Annotated in this window: 18 protein-coding genes and 1 tRNA gene; 12 read left to right on the top strand and 7 right to left on the bottom strand. The window is 71.9% G+C overall.

What is annotated here, in order from left to right; all coding sequences use genetic code 11:
- Positions 1-21: 21 nt before the first annotated feature.
- Positions 22-984 (bottom strand): right-handed parallel beta-helix repeat-containing protein, encoded by a 963-nt coding sequence (locus OG322_RS29235; protein WP_329307209.1) that lies wholly within the window; start codon positions 982-984, stop codon positions 22-24.
- Between the two features lie 513 nt (positions 985-1,497).
- On the opposite strand from OG322_RS29235, the gene OG322_RS29240 reads away from it, so the two are divergent.
- From OG322_RS29240 to OG322_RS29250, 3 genes are all read left to right on the top strand, one after another.
- Positions 1,498-2,436, top strand: a complete 939-nt coding sequence (locus OG322_RS29240; protein WP_185095670.1) for a PAC2 family protein — start codon at positions 1,498-1,500, stop codon at positions 2,434-2,436.
- A 131-nt stretch (positions 2,437-2,567) separates the two neighbouring features.
- Entirely contained in the window at positions 2,568-3,170 is a 603-nt protein-coding gene (coaE, locus tag OG322_RS29245; RefSeq protein WP_329307210.1) for a dephospho-CoA kinase, read from the top strand.
- Positions 3,171-3,236: 66 nt separating this feature from the next.
- A complete protein-coding gene (locus OG322_RS29250) occupies positions 3,237-3,605 on the top strand; it encodes a tetratricopeptide repeat protein (protein WP_123469365.1) in 369 nt (122 codons plus the stop codon).
- A gap of 44 nt (positions 3,606-3,649) precedes the next feature.
- Here the strand turns inward: OG322_RS29250 and OG322_RS29255 are convergent, their stop codons facing one another.
- Positions 3,650-3,928, bottom strand: a complete 279-nt coding sequence (locus tag OG322_RS29255) for a DUF6343 family protein (RefSeq protein WP_405701516.1) — start codon at positions 3,926-3,928, stop codon at positions 3,650-3,652.
- A gap of 78 nt (positions 3,929-4,006) precedes the next feature.
- On the opposite strand from OG322_RS29255, the gene OG322_RS29260 reads away from it, so the two are divergent.
- Together OG322_RS29260 and OG322_RS29265 are read left to right on the top strand one after the other, a co-directional pair.
- Positions 4,007-5,125, top strand: coding sequence for an ADP-ribosylglycohydrolase family protein (locus OG322_RS29260; protein WP_329307211.1), 1,119 nt, complete (start codon positions 4,007-4,009; stop codon positions 5,123-5,125).
- A 91-nt stretch (positions 5,126-5,216) separates the two neighbouring features.
- A complete protein-coding gene (locus OG322_RS29265; RefSeq protein WP_123469361.1) occupies positions 5,217-5,927 on the top strand; it encodes a class I SAM-dependent methyltransferase in 711 nt (236 codons plus the stop codon).
- Here OG322_RS29265 and OG322_RS29270 read toward each other — a convergent pair.
- A complete protein-coding gene (locus tag OG322_RS29270) occupies positions 5,911-6,258 on the bottom strand; it encodes a hypothetical protein (RefSeq protein WP_123469867.1) in 348 nt (115 codons plus the stop codon). The two genes, OG322_RS29265 and OG322_RS29270, sit on opposite strands and share 17 nt — an antisense overlap.
- A 264-nt stretch (positions 6,259-6,522) precedes the next feature.
- On the opposite strand from OG322_RS29270, the gene OG322_RS29275 reads away from it, so the two are divergent.
- The 3 genes from OG322_RS29275 (at position 6,523) to OG322_RS29285 (ending at position 12,049) form a co-directional block, all read left to right on the top strand.
- Complete coding sequence (locus tag OG322_RS29275; protein ID WP_123469359.1) at positions 6,523-7,545, top strand: slipin family protein; 1,023 nt, start codon at positions 6,523-6,525, stop codon at positions 7,543-7,545.
- 188 nt (positions 7,546-7,733) lie between these two features.
- Positions 7,734-10,739, top strand: coding sequence for a DEAD/DEAH box helicase (locus OG322_RS29280; RefSeq protein WP_329307212.1), 3,006 nt, complete (start codon positions 7,734-7,736; stop codon positions 10,737-10,739).
- Complete coding sequence (locus OG322_RS29285) at positions 10,736-12,049, top strand: SWIM zinc finger family protein (RefSeq protein ID WP_123469355.1); 1,314 nt, start codon at positions 10,736-10,738, stop codon at positions 12,047-12,049. Before OG322_RS29280 ends, OG322_RS29285 begins: the two co-directional genes overlap by 4 nt.
- Before the next feature lie 4 nt (positions 12,050-12,053).
- On the opposite strand, the gene OG322_RS41665 is transcribed toward OG322_RS29285, so the two are convergent.
- Complete coding sequence (locus OG322_RS41665) at positions 12,054-12,728, bottom strand: hypothetical protein (RefSeq protein ID WP_405703433.1); 675 nt, start codon at positions 12,726-12,728, stop codon at positions 12,054-12,056.
- 230 nt (positions 12,729-12,958) lie between these two features.
- On the opposite strand from OG322_RS41665, the gene OG322_RS29295 reads away from it, so the two are divergent.
- Together OG322_RS29295 and OG322_RS29300 are read left to right on the top strand one after the other, a co-directional pair.
- Positions 12,959-13,690 (top strand): DUF7873 family protein, encoded by a 732-nt coding sequence (locus OG322_RS29295; RefSeq protein WP_123469353.1) that lies wholly within the window; start codon positions 12,959-12,961, stop codon positions 13,688-13,690.
- Between the two features lie 33 nt (positions 13,691-13,723).
- A tRNA-OTHER gene (locus OG322_RS29300) sits at positions 13,724-13,810 on the top strand.
- A 314-nt stretch (positions 13,811-14,124) separates the two neighbouring features.
- On the opposite strand, the gene OG322_RS29305 is transcribed toward OG322_RS29300, so the two are convergent.
- Positions 14,125-14,760, bottom strand: coding sequence for a peptidase (locus OG322_RS29305; protein ID WP_124283803.1), 636 nt, complete (start codon positions 14,758-14,760; stop codon positions 14,125-14,127).
- Between the two features lie 21 nt (positions 14,761-14,781).
- Positions 14,782-15,993: a pyridoxal phosphate-dependent aminotransferase gene (locus tag OG322_RS29310; protein ID WP_123469349.1), complete on the bottom strand. Its 1,212-nt coding sequence runs from the start codon at positions 15,991-15,993 to the stop codon at positions 14,782-14,784.
- Positions 15,994-16,078: 85 nt separating this feature from the next.
- Between OG322_RS29310 and OG322_RS29315 the strand changes: the two genes are divergently transcribed.
- Positions 16,079-16,756, top strand: a complete 678-nt coding sequence (locus OG322_RS29315; RefSeq protein ID WP_123469347.1) for a winged helix-turn-helix transcriptional regulator — start codon at positions 16,079-16,081, stop codon at positions 16,754-16,756.
- Between the two features lie 107 nt (positions 16,757-16,863).
- Entirely contained in the window at positions 16,864-17,355 is a 492-nt protein-coding gene (locus tag OG322_RS29320) for a cupin domain-containing protein (protein WP_123469345.1), read from the top strand.
- 64 nt (positions 17,356-17,419) lie between these two features.
- On the opposite strand, the gene OG322_RS29325 is transcribed toward OG322_RS29320, so the two are convergent.
- Positions 17,420-17,785, bottom strand: a complete 366-nt coding sequence (locus OG322_RS29325; RefSeq protein WP_123469343.1) for a nuclear transport factor 2 family protein — start codon at positions 17,783-17,785, stop codon at positions 17,420-17,422.
- Positions 17,786-17,815: the final 30 nt, after the last annotated feature.

The following is a 17,815-nucleotide window of genomic DNA, read 5'->3' on the forward strand; positions in this document are numbered from 1 at the left end:
CACTCGTGTCCCCGATGGCCGCTACGGGGTGACGGCGATGTTGGTCAGGCCCTTGCCCCCGGTCACCGTGTTGCTGCCGCGGACCGTGGTGGCACAGCTCGTGCTGTAGTTGGTGACGTTGAACGCGAGCTGTTTGTCGCCCGTCGAGCCGGACAGGTCCGAGGCGTTGTCGCGAAAGACGGTCCCGCAGCCCCAGCCGCTCTGCTGGGTGTGCGTCTCGTAGCCGTTGTTGGTCGTACGCGAGCCGTGGTTGCCCTCGACCAGCACGTCGTTGCCCTTCACGTCGACCCAGGAGTCGTCGTAGTTGGCCCCGGTCAGCCCGCTGCCGTCGAAGGTGTTGCCGGCGATCCGCGCACCCGTGGTGCCCTCCTTGATGTCGACGTTCTCGCCGCCGACATCCGGACCGATCGTGTTGTCCAGGATCTGGACCCGGTCGCTGTTGTCGGAGAGATCGCCCGCCGTGCCGACGTAGACGCCCTCGCCCATGCCGCGGCCGTCGTGCCCGGTGTCGTAGATCCGCGAGTTCCTGATGACGCCGTCGCTGCTGGACTTACGGAAGTGGACGCCCTCCATGTCGAGGTCGTGCACGGTCACCGAGTCGATGACGACGCCTTTGGCGCCGTCGGCCATGATGCCCTTCTGGCCGCCGGAGACGGTGATGCCCTTCACGGTCCAGTACGAGGCGCCGTTGAGGTGCAGTCCGTAGCCGCCGCCGGCCGTGAGGACCGCCCCGGCGGAGCCGGTCAGGGTGATGCGCGCGGAGGCGGTGCCGGGGGCCGTCGCCTTGAAGTTGCCGGTGTACGTGCCGTTCGCGAGATGGATCGTGTCACCGGGACCGGCCGCGGTGAGGGCCGACTTGAGCTGGGCCGCGGTGCTCACCTCGATGACCGTCGCGGCACCGGCGCCGCCGGCCGAGGCGAGGACCGGGCCGCCGGTGGCGAGGGCGGTGGACAGCAGGGCGGGGAGCAGCGTGCGGGTGCGCATGGGGGTGCCTTCCCGTCGAAGGATTCAGGTTCAGGGTTCTCGTACATGAACGTGGGGCGAGGTTCTGAACTTGCTGCCCGTGAACGTAGGGACGGAGTGACGCCGTGTCAAGGTCTGGACCATTGCCGGGGGAATGGCGGACGGTGCGGACGGAGGGAAACACGCCCAATGCGCGCGTAACTGACGGCCCGTAACGCGGCCTCGCGGGTCGGCGAACTGCGGACCCGGCCGGATTCCGCAGTGGTCACCCTCGACTTCCGTCGTGAACTCGGCGCTCCCGTCGAGGTGTTCATCGATCTGCACGCCAACGCCTGGATCCACGAAGAGGAGGCGGGCATGAGGAGGCGGGCATGGGGCCGGGTGCGGAAGCCCGGCGCGGAAGGCCGATACGGAAGGAGGCCACCGCACTGCACTCGCGGGTACGTGGGTAAACACCCCGTGAAGGGGTGCGGCAGGGAATGCCCGTGCCCCTCGGGACGTTCTTCTTCAGGAACACAAGGAGGAGCGGTAACCGTGGCTGATCCGCAGAGTTTGTACGAATGGGACCCGAAGGGCCTGGCTGTCGTCGACATGGCGCTTGCCCAGGAGTCGGCCGGCCTGGTCATGCTCTACCACCTCGAGGGGTACATCGACGCGGGTGAGACCGGTGAGCAGATCGTCGACGGTCTGCTCGAATCGCTGCCCCACCAGGTGGTGGCCCGCTTCGACCACGACCGCCTCGTCGACTACCGCGCACGGCGTCCCCTGCTGACCTTCCGGCGCGACCGCTGGACGGCGTACGAGACCCCGACGCTGGACGTCCGGGTGGTCCAGGACGCCACGGGGGCCCCGTTCCTGCTGCTGTCCGGGCCGGAGCCGGACGTGGAGTGGGAGAGGTTCGCCGCCGCCGTCGAGCAGATCGTCGAGCGGCTCGGGGTGCGTCTGGCGGTCAACTTCCACGGCATTCCGATGGGCGTCCCGCACACCCGCCCCGTCGGCGTCACCCCGCACGGCAACCGCACCGACCTCATGCCCGGCCACCGCAGCCCGTTCGACGAGGCGCAGGTGCCCGGCTCCGCCGAGGCACTCGTCGAGTACCGGCTGATGGAGGCCGGACACGACGTACTCGGCGTCGCCGCCCATGTGCCGCACTACGTCGCCCGCTCCGCCTACCCGGACGCCGCGCTCACCGCGCTGGAGTCGATCACGGCGGCGACCGGACTGGTCCTGCCGGCCATCGCCCACGCGCTGCGCACCGAGGCGCACCGCACCCAGACGGAGATCGACCGCCAGATCGGGCAGGGCGACGAGGAACTCGTCTCGCTGGTCGAGGGCCTTGAGCACCAGTACGACGCGGTGGCGGGCTCCGAGACCCGGGGCAACCTGGTCGCCGAGCCGGTCGACCTGCCGTCCGCCGACGAGATCGGTCTCGAATTCGAGCGGTTCCTGGCCGAACGGGAAGGCGACAGCTGACCGTCGGCACCACGACCGCCCTGCGTCCGTCCGCCGCTCCGGAACGGCGACGCAGGCCGGTCGGGCCGGGCGCAGACCCGGCACCAAGGGCGCCCGCCAGGGATGACGGGACATCCCTTAGGCTGCCGCCCATGCTGAAAGTGGGCCTGACCGGTGGAATCGGCGCCGGCAAGAGCGAAGTGTCACGGCTGCTCGTCGGCCACGGAGCCGTCCTCATCGACGCCGACCGGATCGCGCGCGAGGTCGTCGAGCCCGGCACCCCCGGGCTCACCGCTCTCGTCGAGGCGTTCGGCACCGGGATCCTGACCCCGGAGGGCACTCTGGACCGGCCGAAGCTCGGCTCGATCGTCTTCTCCGACGCCGAACGGCTCGCCGCGCTCAACGCGATCGTCCACCCGCTGGTCGGTGCCCGCTCCGCCGAGCTGGAACGGGCCGCGGGCCCCGACTCCGTGGTCGTCCACGACGTCCCCCTCCTCACCGAGAACGGCCTCGCCCCCCTCTACGACCTCGTCGTCGTCGTCGACGCCGCTCCAGGGGCCCAGCTGGAGCGCCTCGTGCGACTGCGCGGGATGACGGAGGCGGACGCCCGTGCCCGGATGGCCGCGCAGGCCACCCGTGAGCAGCGGCTCGCCGTCGCCGACCTGGTCATCGACAACGACGGACCGGTCGAGGCCCTGGAGCCGCAGGTCCGCGAGGTCTGGTCGCAGCTGCTGCGGAGGGCCGCGGCGGGCTGACCCGGACCGGAATACCGGACCCTGGAGCGACGTTCACACCGAGGTGCCCGAGGGAAGGATGCGACCGTGCCCGAGAGGAACCCGGAAACCCACGTCATTGACTTCCGCGCGGCCGAGCAGCTGCTGGCCGCGCGCGATCCCCGGGGTGCCGTGAAGCTGCTCGACTCGGTGATCGCCTCCCACCCCGAGAACACCGCCGCCCGGCTGCTGCGTGCCCGCGCCTTCTTCGCGGCCGCCCAACTGCGCCCCGCCGAGCTCGAATTCGAACTGGTCCTGGAGCGGGAACCGGACAACGCGTTCGCGCACTTCGCGCTGGCCCGGACCTTCGAGCGGGCCGGCCATCCGGAACGGGCAACCCGTCACTTCAGGCTCGCGGCGGCGCTCGACCCCAACCCGGAGTACCTGAGGGCCGCCCGCTTCGACGCGGAGGGCTGAGGCCGGTCGTCGCGTACTGGCCCGCCCGCCGCCGGGGAGCGTGGTCAGTGCCCGTACCGCCGCCGTCCCCCGTGGCCCGGTTCGTGCGGCGGGACGGTGCGGCCCGGCTGGTAGCGCGGGCCCTGGTGGATGCGGTGGACGATCACGGCCAGATCCACCAGCACCAGGACGAGCAGCACACCGCACACGGCCGCCCACCCCGGGCGGCCGGTCAGGGTGAATGCCGTCAGGCCGAAGACGGCCCAGGCCAGGCCCCATAGACTCAGCCAGAGCCGCATTCGCAGAGCACTGAGTGCAGTCGTCGGTTCACTACCGGTACGCATGGCGATCGCCTCTTCTACCAGCATGGACCCGCGACGGTGGAATGCGGCGGACCGACGAGAGAGGGTGGGGTGCCGGCGATGAGCGGTACGGCATGGGGGAACGACTCCGTCCGAAGGGCCCGGGTCCGAGGGTGTCTGCTGGGCGGGGCGATCGGGGACGCGCTGGGCAATCCGGTGGAGTTCCTGTCGCTCGCGGGTATCCGGCGGGCACACGGGGAGCAGGGCGTACGCGGTCTCACGGCCGACGAGGACGGGGTGGCCGGGCGCGTCACGGACGACACCCAGATGACGCTCTTCACGGCCGAGGGGCTGATCAGGGCCCACTCCCGGGCCATGCTCAGGGGAATCGGCGGCGCCGAGACCGCGGTCATCAGGCACGCCTACCTGCGCTGGCTGGACACCCAGAACCACCCCGCGCCGCCCGGCCGCGAAGGGGATGACCCCGTCCGCACCGGCTGGCTCAGGCAGCAGCCCTGGCTGTACGCGCGCCGCGCCCCCGGCAACGCCTGCCTGACCGGGCTCACGGCCGGGCACACCCCCGACCCGATGGCCCCGCTCGGCGAGCCCGGCCCGGTCAACACCGGCTCCAAGGGCTGCGGCACGGTGATGCGCTCCGCCCCCTTCGGCCTGACCGGCCAGAACGCGGGTGCGAGCTTCGGGCTGGCCGCCCGCTGTGCACAGATCACCCACGGCCACCCCACCGGCGCCTACGCGGCCGGCGCGCTCGCGGCGATCGTCTCCCATCTCCTGGACGGCGACTCGCTGCCCGGTTCCGTACTGCGGGCCATGGAGCTGCTGGCCCGCCACCCCGGGCACGAGGAGACGACCGCCGCGCTCCGGGCGGCCTTCGAGCTGGCCGCCCAGGGCGCCCCGAGCGCGGAGAAGGTGGAGTCGCTCGGCGCGGGCTGGGTGGCCGAGGAGGCGCTCGCCATCGCCGTGTACTGCGCACTGGTTCTGCCGCGTGCCGCCCAGGTGGACGAGGCCCTGCTGCTCTCGGTCAACCACTCGGGCGACAGCGACTCCACCGGCGCCGTCTGCGGCAACCTGCTCGGCGCCCACCACGGCGACGTACACCTTCCGCCGTCCTGGCTGGTGCTCACGGAAGGGCGGGCGGTGATCGCCGAGGTGGCCGACGACCTGTCCCTGGAGTTCGAGCACGCGGTCCAGTGGCCGCCCGGCCGCTACCCGGGGTGCTGACGTGAGCTGAGGGTGCGGGTCAGCCGGTCAGCCGCCCCTGGCTACGGTTTCGGACGGGAACGGCCCCCGGCGACGGTTCGTTCGGCGATGTATGAGCGGACAACTGGTACGTGAGGGCTATTCAGGCACCGGTCCCGGCGCGATCACCCCGGACGGCTGCGCCGTGGAGTTGTACACCCGGCTGTCCGTCGGCAACGAGCCGGATGTGATCGCCGGGGCCGTGCCCGCCGGGTCGAGGATCCTCGAACTGGGCTGTGGAGCGGGCCGGGTGACGCATCCGCTGATCCGCCGCGGTTTCGACGTCACCGCGGTGGACGAGTCGGCGCAGATGCTGGAGAAGGTGCGCGGAGCGCGTACGGTGCGGAGCCCCATCGAGGCCCTGGAGCTCGGTGACGAGACGTTCGACGTGGTGATGCTGGCGTCGTTCCTGGTGCACTCGGGCGAGCACCGGGTGCGGGACGGACTGCTGCGGACCTGCCGGAGGTACGTGCGCGACGGCGGGGTGGTGCTCATCCAGCGCGAGGGTCCGGACTACCACACCGGACTCCCGAGGGAGCGCGTCGAACCGGCCGGGTACACGCTGCGGATCGTGTCCTCGCAGCCGGTCGGCGACGGGGTGCGCTCGGTGCGCGCCGAGTACGAGTTCGACGACGCCCGGTGGTCGCAGACGTTCCTGTCGCGGCCCCTGTCGAAGGAACAGTTCGAGGGGTATCTGGCGGCGGCCGGTCTGGGCGTGGACCGTTATCTCACGGATGACGGCGTCTGGGTGCGGGCCGTGCCCGGGCTCAGTGGACCGTGCTGAAGCTGCGCCAGGGCAGCGAGCTGGGCGCTCGCACGTCGGTGAGCGTGGTGGGGAGGTAGGTCGTACCGGGTCCGGTGCAGTCGCGTGTGCGGTACAGGATGATGTCGATCAGGGTCCCGTTGGCCACTTCCTTGGCACCCGCGGGGGCGAGCGGGTGGCAGCCCCGCACCGAGGGGCTGTTCACCATGATCACGGCCTCCCGCTCGGTCGTGTAGGTGACCGGACCGACAGCGGTCCGGCCGAGGCCCGAACAGCCCGCGACGGTGAGGGTCAGGAGGGCCGTCCCGGCTGCGGTGCCGAGACGGCGGCGTCGGTTGTCGATCACGGGCATGGGCAGGTCCTCGTCTGTCTCGTCCGGCTCATCCGTACGCACTCCGTCACGCCGTCCCCGTACGCCACGGGGGTACGTGCTGACGCTGGTCACCTTGCCCGCTCTCCGGCGGCCCGGCATCCGGGAGACGGCCGGGCGGGCTACGGGTGCACGGAAGGTGCGGACAGAGGTTCGACCGATACCCAAACAGGGCATACCGTGGTAATAGCGTCTTATGTGGCGCGAAGTGAGTGTTCCGATGTCTTCGGCTGGCAGGGGGCCGTCATGGTCCAGGAGCTCTTGATCGCTTTGGTTGTGGTGGTTCTGGCGGGTCTCGCGTACACAGCGGCCGCCGCCCGGGTCGTCAAGCAGTACGAGCGGGGTGTGGTGCTGAGGTTCGGCCGGCTCCGGAACGACATACGAGGGCCCGGATTCACCATGGTGCTCCCCGGCGCGGAGCGGCTGCGCAAGGTCAATATGCAGATAGTGACGATGCCGGTGCCGGCCCAGGACGGGATCACCCGCGACAACGTCACGGTGCGGGTGGACGCGGTCATCTACTTCAAGGTGGTCGACGCCGCGAGCGCGGTCGTCGAGGTGGAGGACTACCGGTTCGCCGTCTCGCAGATGGCGCAGACGTCGTTGCGTTCGATCATCGGTAAGAGCGATCTGGACGATCTGCTGTCCAACCGGGAGAAACTGAACGAGGGCCTGGAGCTGATGATCGACAGCCCCGCGGTCGGCTGGGGCGTACAGATCGACCGGGTGGAGATCAAGGACGTCTCGCTGCCGGAGACGATGAAACGCTCCATGGCGCGTCAGGCCGAGGCGGACCGTGAGAGGCGCGCCCGGGTCATCAACGCGGACGCGGAGCTGCAGGCATCGAAGAAGCTGTCCCAGGCGGCCGCGGAGATGTCCTCCCAGCCCGCGGCACTGCAGCTGAGGCTGCTCCAGACCGTGGTGGCGGTGGCCGCGGAGAAGAACTCCACACTGGTGCTGCCGTTCCCGGTGGAGCTGCTCCGCTTCCTGGAGCGGGCACAGCAGCCGACAGCGCCGCAGCAGGCCGTGCAGGCCGCGCCGCAGATGCCGAAGGCCCCGGCCGGGACAGCGCCGCCGGTGGCGCCCGCGCCGGCGTCCTCACCGGCCGAGACGCAGTCCGCGGCGCCCGCGCCTTCGCCCGCACCGCCGTCACCGGGTGCGTCCGCGACGCCGGGTCCGGCGCGAACGGCTCCCGCGCCCAAGCCCACCCCGTCTGCCGTGAGGCCCCGGCCCCGCCCCACCGGCTCGAAGCCGCTCGCCAGGCACTGATGCCACCGGCCCACGGGCCCGCCGCCGTACCCCGTCCGAACCGAGGGGGCGGCGGCGGGCCCGTTGTGGTCCGCTGTCAGACCCCCCGCCTAGACTCGCGAGTCAGAAGGGATCCGGTGCCGGTCAGGCGCCGGGGACAGCGCACTCGGAGCCCGCGACCAGGGCCTTGGACATGAGGGGAGGGGCCGGTGGCCATCGCATCACCGCCGCAGGACGCGGCCGTCGGCCGCCTGCTGCGCTGTGCGGCCGTCTTCCTCCCCGCAGCGCTGCCGAGGGAGGGACGCATCGCGTTCTGGGACCCGGAAGGGGCCCCGCTCCCCGGCCTCGGCGAAACGACCGCCCCCGGCGAAACGTCCGGCACCGGCTTCGGTTCCGGCGGCGGCCTTGCTTCCGGCCCTGGCTTCGCGGTCGGCACCGGCGACCGGGTCTCCGAGATCACGGTTGTCCGGCGGCACGGCGGTCAGGGCGACGTCCGCCGGTACACCGTGCCGGCCCTCGTGCTGCCCCTGGCCGACGCCGTACCCCTGCTGGCCCGTGCCCGGCACCAGCAGTCCGCCCACCCCGCCACCCGCTGCTGGGGCGCCGCCGCGCTGCACGCGCTCCATCTGGTGGCCCGCGGCCGGATGCTCCCCGGGCTGACGGCCGAGGACCACGACGCCTGGCGGGCCGGGCCGCGCGCCGCCGAGGACGTCGCCCATCTGCGTGCGGTCGCCGCGGCCATGCCCCCCGAGGGGTACGCGGTGCCGTTCCCCGACCGCACGCCCCTCCAGGTTCCCGACCCCGAGCCGCTCATCGCCTCCTTCCTCGACGCGGTGGCCGACACCCTGCCCCGTACCCCCGCGGCGGCGTTCGCCATGGGTGCGCCCTTCGCCGCCCGGGAGGCCCAGCACCTGCCCGGCGCCCGGGAGTGGGCCGTGGCGGTCGCGGCCGGACTGGACGCGGGCGTACGGGTGTCGCTGCGCCTGGACCTCTCCGCGTACGAACTCTTCGACACGGCCGGTTCCGATGACACGGCCGGTTCCGACGATGCGGCCGACCTCTCCGGCGCGGTGGAGATCCCCGGTGGTGACGGTCCGGCCGCCTCGCGGCATGCCGCCGCGGCCATCACCCAGGTGCACAGCCTCGCCGACCCGACCTATGTCGTCGACGCCGCCGCGCTGTGGGCCGGCGGGGCCGGCGAGCCCTTCGGCCCGCGGGCCCGGATCGACGCCGTGCTCGCGCTGCGCCGCGCCGCCCGTGTCTGGGCCCCGCTGGAACGGCTGCTGGACCAGCCCGTCCCCGACGTGCTGGCCCTCACCGAGGACGAGCTGTACGAGCTGCTGAGCGATGCCGGGGCCCGGCTCTCGGCCGCCGGGGTGAGCGTGCACTGGCCCCGGGAGCTGGCCCGTTCCCTCACCGCGGCCGCCGTGGTGCGCCCGGCGCCGGGCACCGCCACCGACCGCACGGCGTTCTTCGACGCCGAGCAGCTCTTCGCCTTCAACTGGCAGCTCTCGCTGGGGGACCAGCAGCTCACCGAGGCCGAGATGGACGTGCTCGCCGAGGCCCACCGCCCCGTGGTGCGCCTGCGGGACCAGTGGGTCGTCGTCGACCCCGCGCTCGTCCGCAAGGCGCGCAAGCGGGAGCTGGGCCTCCTCGACCCGGTGGACGCCCTCGCCGTCGCCCTGACCGGCAGCGCCGAGGTGGACGGCGAGCAGGTCGACGCCGTGCCGGTCGGCGCGCTGGCCGCGCTCCGCTCCCGCATCGTCGATGACGACACGGCGATCGCACCGCCGCCCGGCCTCGACGCGACGCTCCGCGACTACCAGCTGCGCGGGCTGGCCTGGCTGGACCGGATGACCTCGCTGGGCCTCGGCGGCTGCCTCGCCGACGACATGGGCCTCGGTAAGACGATCACCCTCATCGCCCTGCACCTGCACCGCGCCCACCCCGCGCCCACCCTGGTGATCTGCCCCGCCTCGCTGCTGGGCAACTGGCACCGGGAGATCAACCGCTTCGCCCCCGGCGTACCCGTGCGCCGGTTCCACGGCACCGACCGCACCCTCGCCGAACCCGACGGCGGCTTCGTCCTCACCACGTACGGCACGATGCGCTCCAGCGCGGCCGAACTGGCCGCGCACAGCTGGGGACTGGTCGTCGCCGACGAGGCACAGCACGTGAAGAACCCGCACTCCTCGACGGCGAAGGCGCTGCGCACCATTCCGTCCCCGGCCCGGGTCGCCCTGACCGGCACCCCCGTCGAGAACAACCTCTCCGAGCTCTGGGCGCTGCTCGACTGGACCACGCCCGGACTGCTCGGCCCCCTCAAGGCGTTCCGGGCCCGGCACGCCCGGATCGTGGAGAACACCGGCACGGCTGCCGGGATCGGCAACGACGAAGCGGTCGAGCGGCTCTCCAGGCTGGTCCGCCCCTTCCTGCTCCGCCGCAAGAAGTCGGACCCGGGCATCGCCCCCGAGCTGCCGCCCAAGACGGAGACCGACCACCCCGTCTTCCTCACCCGCGAACAGGCCACGCTCTACGAGGCAACGGTGCGCGAGACCATGGCGTACATCGAGGCGTCGGAGGGCATCGCCCGGCGCGGCCTCATCATGAAGCTGCTGGCCTCGCTCAAGCAGATCTGCAACCACCCCGCGCAGTACCTGAAGGAGGAGCCGACCCGGCTCGTCGGCCGCTCCGGGAAACTCGACCTGCTCGACGAACTCCTCGACACGATCCTCGCCGAGGACGGCTCCGTCCTCGTCTTCACCCAGTACGTGACCATGGCCCGGCTGCTCTCCGCGCATCTCACCGCGCGGGCCGTTCCCTCCCAACTGCTGCACGGCGGTACGCCGGTGGCCGAGCGGGAACGGATGGTGGACCGTTTCCAGTCCGGCGAGGTGCCGGTGTTCCTGCTCTCCCTGAAGGCGGCGGGCACCGGGCTGAACCTCACCAGGGCCGCCCATGTCATCCACTACGACCGCTGGTGGAACCCGGCCGTCGAGGAACAGGCCACGGACCGCGCCTACCGCATCGGCCAGACCCAGCCGGTCCAGGTGCACCGGCTGATCGCCGAGGGCACCGTCGAGGACCGGATCGGCGAGATGCTGCTGGCCAAGCGGGCCCTGGCCGACGCCGTGCTCGGCGCCGGGGAGACCGCGCTGACCGAGCTCAGCGACCGCGACCTGGCCGATCTCGTCTCCCTCCGAAGGCCGTCATGAGCCCCCGCGCGCAGCCCGCCCCCTCCGCCCGCGCTCCCCGGCCCGTCGCCCGGTCCCGGCCGGGCCCCGACGACCTGCGGCGGACCTTCGAGGCGGTACCCGCGCGGACGTCCGGCGACGACGAGCCGTTCGCGGACAGCTGGTGGGGCCGGTCCTGGGTGGCGGCGCTGGAAGCCCTCTCGATGGACGCGGCGAGACTCGCCCGCGGCCGTGCGTACGCGGACGGCGGGCATGTCGCCGCGGTCACCGTCACCCCCGGCCGCGTCGTCGCCTACGTGCACGGCAGCCGCCCCCGGCCCTACCGCGCCGAACTGCGGCTGCGCACCCTCACCGACGCCGACTGGGACACCTTCCTCGACGCGGTCGCCGCCCGCCCCGGCCACCTTGCCGCGCTGCTCACCAAGGAGATGCCGCACTCCCTGGCCGACACGGCGGCCGCCTCCGGGGTCGCGCTGCTCCCTGCGGCGAACGACCTGGACCCCAGCTGCTCCTGCCCCGACCACGGCTGGCCCTGCAAGCACGTGTCGGCGCTCTGCTACCAGATGGCCCGGCTCCTGGACGCCGATCCGTTCGTCCTGCTGCTCCTGCGCGGCCGGGGCGAGCGCGAACTCCTGGAGGACCTGGGCCACCGCAACGCCGCGCACTCCGCACGGGAGCGGCCCGAGGCCCCCGCCGCCCCCTCCGTACCGGCGCAGGACGCGCTCGCCGACCGCTTCCTGCCTCCGCTGCCCGCCCCGTTCCCGGTGGAGCCGCACCCCGGGCAGCCGCCGTCGTACCCGAGCCTGCCCGGCAGCCGGGACCCGCTCGCCCTCGACCAGCTCGCCACGGACGCGGCCGCCCGCGCCCATGCCCTGCTCACCACCGGCCTCGACCCGCTCGCCGGGCTCACCCCCTGGCAGGACGCGGTCCGGCTGGCAGCCGCCCGCCCCACCGCGGGGCTCACCGCCACCACCCGCGCCCTCTACCGCGAACTGGCGTCCGCCACCGGCCGCAACACCACCGACCTGGCCCGCGCCGTCGCCGCCTGGCGCCAGGGCGGGGCCGAGGGGCTGGACGTCCTGGAAACGCCGTGGGACCCCCCGGCGGGCCCGTTCGACCGGGCCCGCCCGGCTCTCGCAGCCGCCGGATTCCCCCGCTTCCAGCCCTGGCGCAACCAGCTCACCCACCCCGGCGGCACGCTCCAGCTCCGCTTCGGCCACGACGGCCGCTGGTACGGCTACGAGTCCGACCCGGGCCAGGACGAGTGGTGGCCGCGCGCCGCACCGGACTTTGACCCGGTGGGCGCACTCCTGGAGCTCAGCGGGGGCTGACCGGTCAGCCCTTCAGCAGGAACAGTAGACCGATCAGCACGAGGGCGACGATCGGCAGCACGATCAGCCGCCCCTTGCGGAACGACTCGTTCTCCTGCTGCGTCAGTCCGCGGCCGGCCCCGTGCACGGACGCCAGGTGCTCCCCGGCCATGTCGATGATCCGCTCCGTGGTCAGGAGCGACGGACACCACTCGCAGTGTGCGCAGACCAGGAAGTCGCGGTACGGGTCGTACCGGAAGTCCCGCTCGATGTTGACCGTGAAGACCTGCCCCTGCTCGGTCGTGGCGGTGAAGTGACGTATCGCGGCGCCCATGCGGCCTGCCCCCTGCTGATCGGTGTCCGGTGCTCCGGTACCCGGCCGCGGCACAGTACCCGACTGTTCAGGGCCGGTGCGGGGCGGGCGGTACAGCGTCGACGGGGGCCGCGGCGGAACCCGGCGGAACCGGTTCATGCCGCAGCAGCGCCCGCATCCGGACGGCCCGGCGATCAGGTCGAGCAGCAGCATCGGGTCCCCATCTTTGTCGATGAAGGCGAGGAACTGGCGGTCGGTCACATCCGGCCCACCGCCGGGCCGTTCGGTCCCGAAGAGCAGCCGGGTCCCGGCCGGGTTCCTCTCGCCGTTGGAGTGGGAGAGGCGGGAGAGGCGGGAGAGGCGGGAGAGGCGAGGGAGCCGGGGCATGGGGAAAGGCGTGGGGAAACCCTTCGTTCCAGGTGCGGGGGAGAGGGCGCGGACGCGCGGGACTCACTGTGGCAACTGGCCCCCGCCGGACGGCGGCCGAACAGGGGCGCCGCCGGGAAGCCACCCGAACGGACCGCCGCGCACAGGCGCACCGGACGGCGCGCCTGTGCGCATCCGGTGCGGCAAAAACCGCTGGTGCAGGGCGCGTTGCTGTTGCTAGCTTCCTGGACGTGGCGAAACTCAATCAGATCATCGCAGTGGAGAAGGGCGTCAAGTCCAAGGCTCATCAGGACCTGACGGCGGCGCATCACGGCCTCCAGAAGGCCGGTCTGCTGGCCGGGATCTCCCGGACCTACCAGCCGAAGGACGAGGAGGGCGAGCAGTTGCCGCCCGAGTCGACGCCGGTGCAGATCAAGGCCGAGGATGTGCTGCGCGACACGGCGGTGACCCTCACCCGGCTCTTCGACGTGACCGCCACCAAGGACTGGGCGAACTGCGCGGCCCGTGCCGACATCTCGGTCGACGGCCGGGTGCTGGTGGCCGGCGTTCCGGTGTCGTATCTGCTCTTCCTGGAGAAGCAGCTCACGGACATCACCACCTTCATCCGCAAGCTGCCGGTGCTCGAAGCCTCGGAGGCCTGGGCACAGGACCCGTCCACCGACTCCTGGAAGACCGAGCCGGTGCGGACCCTGCGCACCAAGAAGGTGCCCCGCAACCACGTGAAGGCGGAGGCCACCGAGAAGCACCCGGCCCAGGTCGAGGTGTACTACGAGGACGTTCCGATCGGCTACTGGACGACCGTGAAGTTCTCCGGGGCGCTGCCCGCACGGCGGATCAACGAACTGACCGACCGCGTCGAGAAGCTCCAGCAGGCTGTCAAGTTCGCCCGCGAGGAGGCCAACGGCGTGGACGTCACGGACCAGCGGGTGGGTGATGCGGTCTTCGGTTACCTCTTCGGGTGACCGGCCATGGAATCCCCGGCGGCGGTCGAAGCCGCCGGGGTGCGCGAGGAGCGCAAAGCTGAAACTGAAGTTTGTCGTGACGACGCGGTTCCGGTGGAGGTTCGAGTCCTCCCCCCGGCACTTCCGTACCTTCTTACGGATGCGGGCCGGGGTGGCCCAACTGGCAGAGGCAGGCCGCGATCAATCTCAGACTCTTGCTCCAGACTCAGCATGCGCCGCCTATCGCCGAATCGACCGGGCCCGTGCCCGTGTGCGTCGAGATGCCGGTTCGACTCCGGCCCGTGGAGCTTCGGTCCGCGGTCGTCTAAAGGCAGGACGCGACGACATAAAACTGACACGGGACCTTAAAAGTGTCGGCGTGCCGTACAGGTGGCAATCACAGGGCTCGGGGGCCGGCTACGCCCCCGGGCCCGCTCCCGTTCGGGGCCGCTGTGTCATGCCCGCACGCGCAGCGAGACCCCGCGCCCGGCGAAGAAGCGCTCGAACTCGGCCAGCGGGAGCTCCGCCGACCGGGTCGCGGCCGTCGTCCCGGACGGGTTGTGGAAGTGGACGCCCGTGCCGTCGGCCGTACGGGCGGTCAGGAGCACCAGGTGCCCGCCCCGTCCCGGTGCGGGCTGCCGCGGGCGGCGGATCGCGTAGTGCACGGAGGCCATGACGGACCGGCCCTCGTCCAGCAGGGGCGGGATCTCCTCCGGCGAGAGGTGCCGGTGGACGGTGGCGTCGAGGCCGTGCCTCTCCTGTACGTACGCGGCGAAGGGGGCGTAGACCAGGCCCCGGATCGCGCCGTCGGGGTCCTCGGTGTACGCGCCGTACCCGAGCGCCCCGTCGCGCAGCGCGAAGAGGGGCGGGGCGCCGGCGCCGAGTGCCATGCGCAGACAGGTCATCCCGCACAGATGGCCCGCCCAGCGCGCGTACTCCGCGGGCGACTTCGCGCCCGACTCGGCCCACGCGGGGTCGGCGGCCGGGTCGAGCCCGTCCTCGACGATCGGCCCGACGAGCTCGAACGAGGCGAACTGGGTGTGGACCGGCACCTGGCAGGTGGGGCAGCTGGGGCAGTTCACGATCGGCATCCGTTCATCCCCGGCATCCGGTCACTGCCGGTACCCGGTCAGGAAGCGGCCGATCCGGCTGATGGCCGCGTCAAGATCGTCAGCGTACGGGAGGGTCAGGATGCGGAAGTGGTCGGGCCGCGGCCAGTTGAAACCGGTGCCCTGCACGACCTGGATCTTCTCGCGCAGCAGCAGGTCGAGGACGAACCTCTCGTCGTCGACGAGGGGATGCACCTTCGGGTCGATGCGCGGGAAGGCGTACAGCGCGCCCCTGGGCTTCACGCACGACACCCCGGGGATCTCGTTCAGCTTCTCCCAGGCGCGGTTGCGCTGCTCGTACAGCCTGCCCCCGGGCACCACCAGCTCCCGGATCGACTGTCGGCCACCGAGCGCGGCCTGGATCGCGTACTGCGCCGGGGCGTTGGGGCAGAGCCGCATGGAGGCGAGCATGGTCAGCCCCTCCAGATAGCTGCGCGCGTGCTGCTTCGGGCCGGACACCACCATCCAGCCCGAACGGAAGCCGGCCACGCGGTACGTCTTGGAGAGACCGCTGAAGGTGAGGCAGACCAGGTCCGGGGCGAGGACCGCCACGCTGTGGTGCTCGGCGTCGTCGTAGAGGATCTGGTCGTAGATCTCGTCGGCGAACACCATCAGGCCGTGCCTGCGGGCCAGGCCGAGGATGGATTCGAGGACCTCGCGGGGGTAGACGGCGCCGGTCGGATTGTTCGGGTTGATGATCACGACGGCCCTGGTGCGGTCGGTGATCTTCGATGCCATGTCGGCCAGGTCGGGGTTCCAGTCCGAGGCCTCGTCGCACATGTAGTGCACGGCCTTCCCGCCGGCCAGCGTCGTCACCGCGGTCCACAGCGGGTAGTCCGGGGACGGGATCAGCACCTCGTCACCGTCCTCCAGCAGCCCCTGCACGGCCATGGAGATCAGCTCGGAGACACCGTTGCCGAGGAAGATGTCGTCCACGCCGACCTCGGTGAGCCCCATCGCCTGGTAGCGCTGCGCCACGGACCGGCGGGCGGAGAGGATGCCCCGTGAATCGGTGTAGCCGTGGGCCTGCGGGAGCATCCGGATCATGTCCTGGACGATCTCCTCGGGCGCCTCGAACCCGAACAGCGCCGGGTTGCCCGTGTTGAGGCGGAGCACGCTGTGACCCGCCTCCTCCAGGGCGTTGGCGTGCTCGATGACCGGTCCCCGGATCTCGTAACAGACCTCGTTGAGCTTGCTGGACTGGCGGAACTCCATGCGGTGCCTCCCCGACCCGACTGTGATACTTGGTTTTACCAAGCTTGAGCTTGGAAAGTCCAACAACATGTCTAGACTGCGTCGTATGCCACGTCAGCAACAGCACGCGACCCGACCGGCCCGCCGCCGGAGTTACGACCAGTTCTGTGCCGGCGCGCGTGCGCTGGACGCCGTCGGCGACCGGTGGACCCTGCTGATCGTCCGTGAACTGCTGGCCGGTCCACGCCGGTACACCGATCTGCACGCCGACCTTCCCGGCGTCAGCACGGATGTCCTCGCCTCCCGGCTCAAGGACATGGAGCAGGGCGGACTGGCCACCCGCCGCAAACTGCCGCCGCCCGCCGCCGCCTCGGTGTACGAACTCACCGAGCGGGGTCATGGACTGCTGCCCGTCCTCGCCGCACTCGCCGAATGGGGGGCGCCCGCGCTCACTGAGCGGCGGCCCACGGACGCGGTCCGGGCGCACTGGTTCGCGCTCCCGCTGCTGCGCGCGCTGGACGGGCCCGGGGGGCCGGCCGGCGACGGAGTGCTCGACGTACACCTCGACGAGGGCGAATTCCATGTCCGTACGGGGGCGCGGGCGCCGGGCAGCGCGGTCTACGGAGACGGTCCGGCCGCCCACGCCGATGCGCGCATCGCGCTCGACGCCGAGCTCTGCCTGGCACTGGGCCGCGGTGAGACGACGTTCGCCGAGGCGGTCGGGGACGGGCGGATCGAGGTGTCCGGCGAGGGGCCGCTGGCCGCAATGCTGCGTGGCGCATGACGGCGGCGCCGGGATGGTTCGCCCGGCCGACTCCTGGGTAGCGTCGGGGCATTTGGGATGTCGGGGACACCGATGATGCCCGGGACACTGATGCAGAGGAGTTGCCCATGAGATTCGGCAGACAGCAGGGGCGGCCGGGCAAGGTGCTTGTCATCGGGGGCTGTGTGGCAGCGCTCGGCTTCGTGCCGTCGGCGGCCGTCGCCACCCCCGGCAGCGGTGTGAGCGCCACCGTCGTCGCGGAGGGCACATCGCCGGGCAAGCTGAAGGTGAAGACGCCGAAGGGCCGTACCGACGTCACCTTCCGGACGATCACCATCGAGCCCGGCGGCTCCACCGGCTGGCACACCCATCGCGGTCAGCTGATCGCGGTCGTCAAGCAGGGGACGCTCACGCGCACCCTGGACGACTGCTCGGTCGAGGTGACACCCGCCGGAACGTCCTTCATCGAGCCGTCCGGGGCGAAGCACCGCCATATCGGCCGCAATCTGGGGACCGAGCCCGTCGTCCTCTGGGTGACCTACCTGCTGCCCAAGGGCAGCGAACTCTCCGACGACGCCGACGCCGTGGACTGCGGCGGGAAGAGCGGCGGGAAGAACTGAAGCAGGGCTGAGGCGCGCCCCCTGCCGTCCCGGCCGGCCACCGCGCCGCCGCGGACGCCGGCCGTCAGCGGGCCAGCGTCTCCCCGTACGCGCCGAGGCCGGCGACCACCAGGCCGTCCCGGAACGTCAGCACCTCGTACACCCGGCCGCCGATCTGGTTGCGGTAGTCGATCACCAGGGTGCCGACGCTCACCCGGACGTCCATCACCTCGAACTTCAGGTCGGGGATGAGCTCGAGCCCGCGGGCCCAGTACGCACGCAGCTCGTCCTTGCCGCGCACGGTGCCGGAGGGGTCGCCGGTGAACCGGGCGATCATGGGCGAGCTGAAGGTCACCTCGTCGTGATAGTGCGTCAGGACGCGTTCCAGGTCGTGGGAGTTCCAGTCGTCCTGCCATTGCGCGGCGAACGTGCGGGCGAATGCGAGGTCCATGAGGAAGAGCGTACGAGGCGGGGCGGAGGG

Origin of the sequence: Streptomyces sp. NBC_01260 (assembly GCF_036226405.1) — a bacterium.
In the GTDB taxonomy this organism is placed as follows: Bacteria; Actinomycetota; Actinomycetes; order Streptomycetales; family Streptomycetaceae; genus Streptomyces; species Streptomyces laculatispora.

Excerpts from the sequence above, each read along its gene's own strand:
- OG322_RS29235 (WP_329307209.1), bottom strand. The coding sequence starts at position 984 with ATGCGCACCCGCACGCTGCTCCCCGCCCTGCTGTCCACCGCCCTCGCC.
- coaE (WP_329307210.1), top strand. The coding sequence starts at position 2,568 with ATGCTGAAAGTGGGCCTGACCGGTGGAATCGGCGCCGGCAAGAGCGAA.
- OG322_RS29255 (WP_405701516.1), bottom strand. The coding sequence starts at position 3,928 with ATGCGTACCGGTAGTGAACCGACGACTGCACTCAGTGCTCTGCGAATG.
- OG322_RS29260 (WP_329307211.1), top strand. The coding sequence starts at position 4,007 with ATGAGCGGTACGGCATGGGGGAACGACTCCGTCCGAAGGGCCCGGGTC.
- OG322_RS29265 (WP_123469361.1), top strand. The coding sequence starts at position 5,217 with ATGAGCGGACAACTGGTACGTGAGGGCTATTCAGGCACCGGTCCCGGC.
- OG322_RS29270 (WP_123469867.1), bottom strand. The coding sequence starts at position 6,258 with ATGCCCGTGATCGACAACCGACGCCGCCGTCTCGGCACCGCAGCCGGG.
- OG322_RS29275 (WP_123469359.1), top strand. The coding sequence starts at position 6,523 with ATGGTCCAGGAGCTCTTGATCGCTTTGGTTGTGGTGGTTCTGGCGGGT.
- OG322_RS29285 (WP_123469355.1), top strand. The coding sequence starts at position 10,736 with ATGAGCCCCCGCGCGCAGCCCGCCCCCTCCGCCCGCGCTCCCCGGCCC.
- OG322_RS41665 (WP_405703433.1), bottom strand. The coding sequence starts at position 12,728 with ATGCCCCGGCTCCCTCGCCTCTCCCGCCTCTCCCGCCTCTCCCGCCTC.
- OG322_RS29305 (WP_124283803.1), bottom strand. The coding sequence starts at position 14,760 with ATGCCGATCGTGAACTGCCCCAGCTGCCCCACCTGCCAGGTGCCGGTC.
- OG322_RS29310 (WP_123469349.1), bottom strand. The coding sequence starts at position 15,993 with ATGGAGTTCCGCCAGTCCAGCAAGCTCAACGAGGTCTGTTACGAGATC.
- OG322_RS29315 (WP_123469347.1), top strand. The coding sequence starts at position 16,079 with ATGCCACGTCAGCAACAGCACGCGACCCGACCGGCCCGCCGCCGGAGT.
- OG322_RS29320 (WP_123469345.1), top strand. The coding sequence starts at position 16,864 with ATGAGATTCGGCAGACAGCAGGGGCGGCCGGGCAAGGTGCTTGTCATC.
- OG322_RS29325 (WP_123469343.1), bottom strand. The coding sequence starts at position 17,785 with ATGGACCTCGCATTCGCCCGCACGTTCGCCGCGCAATGGCAGGACGAC.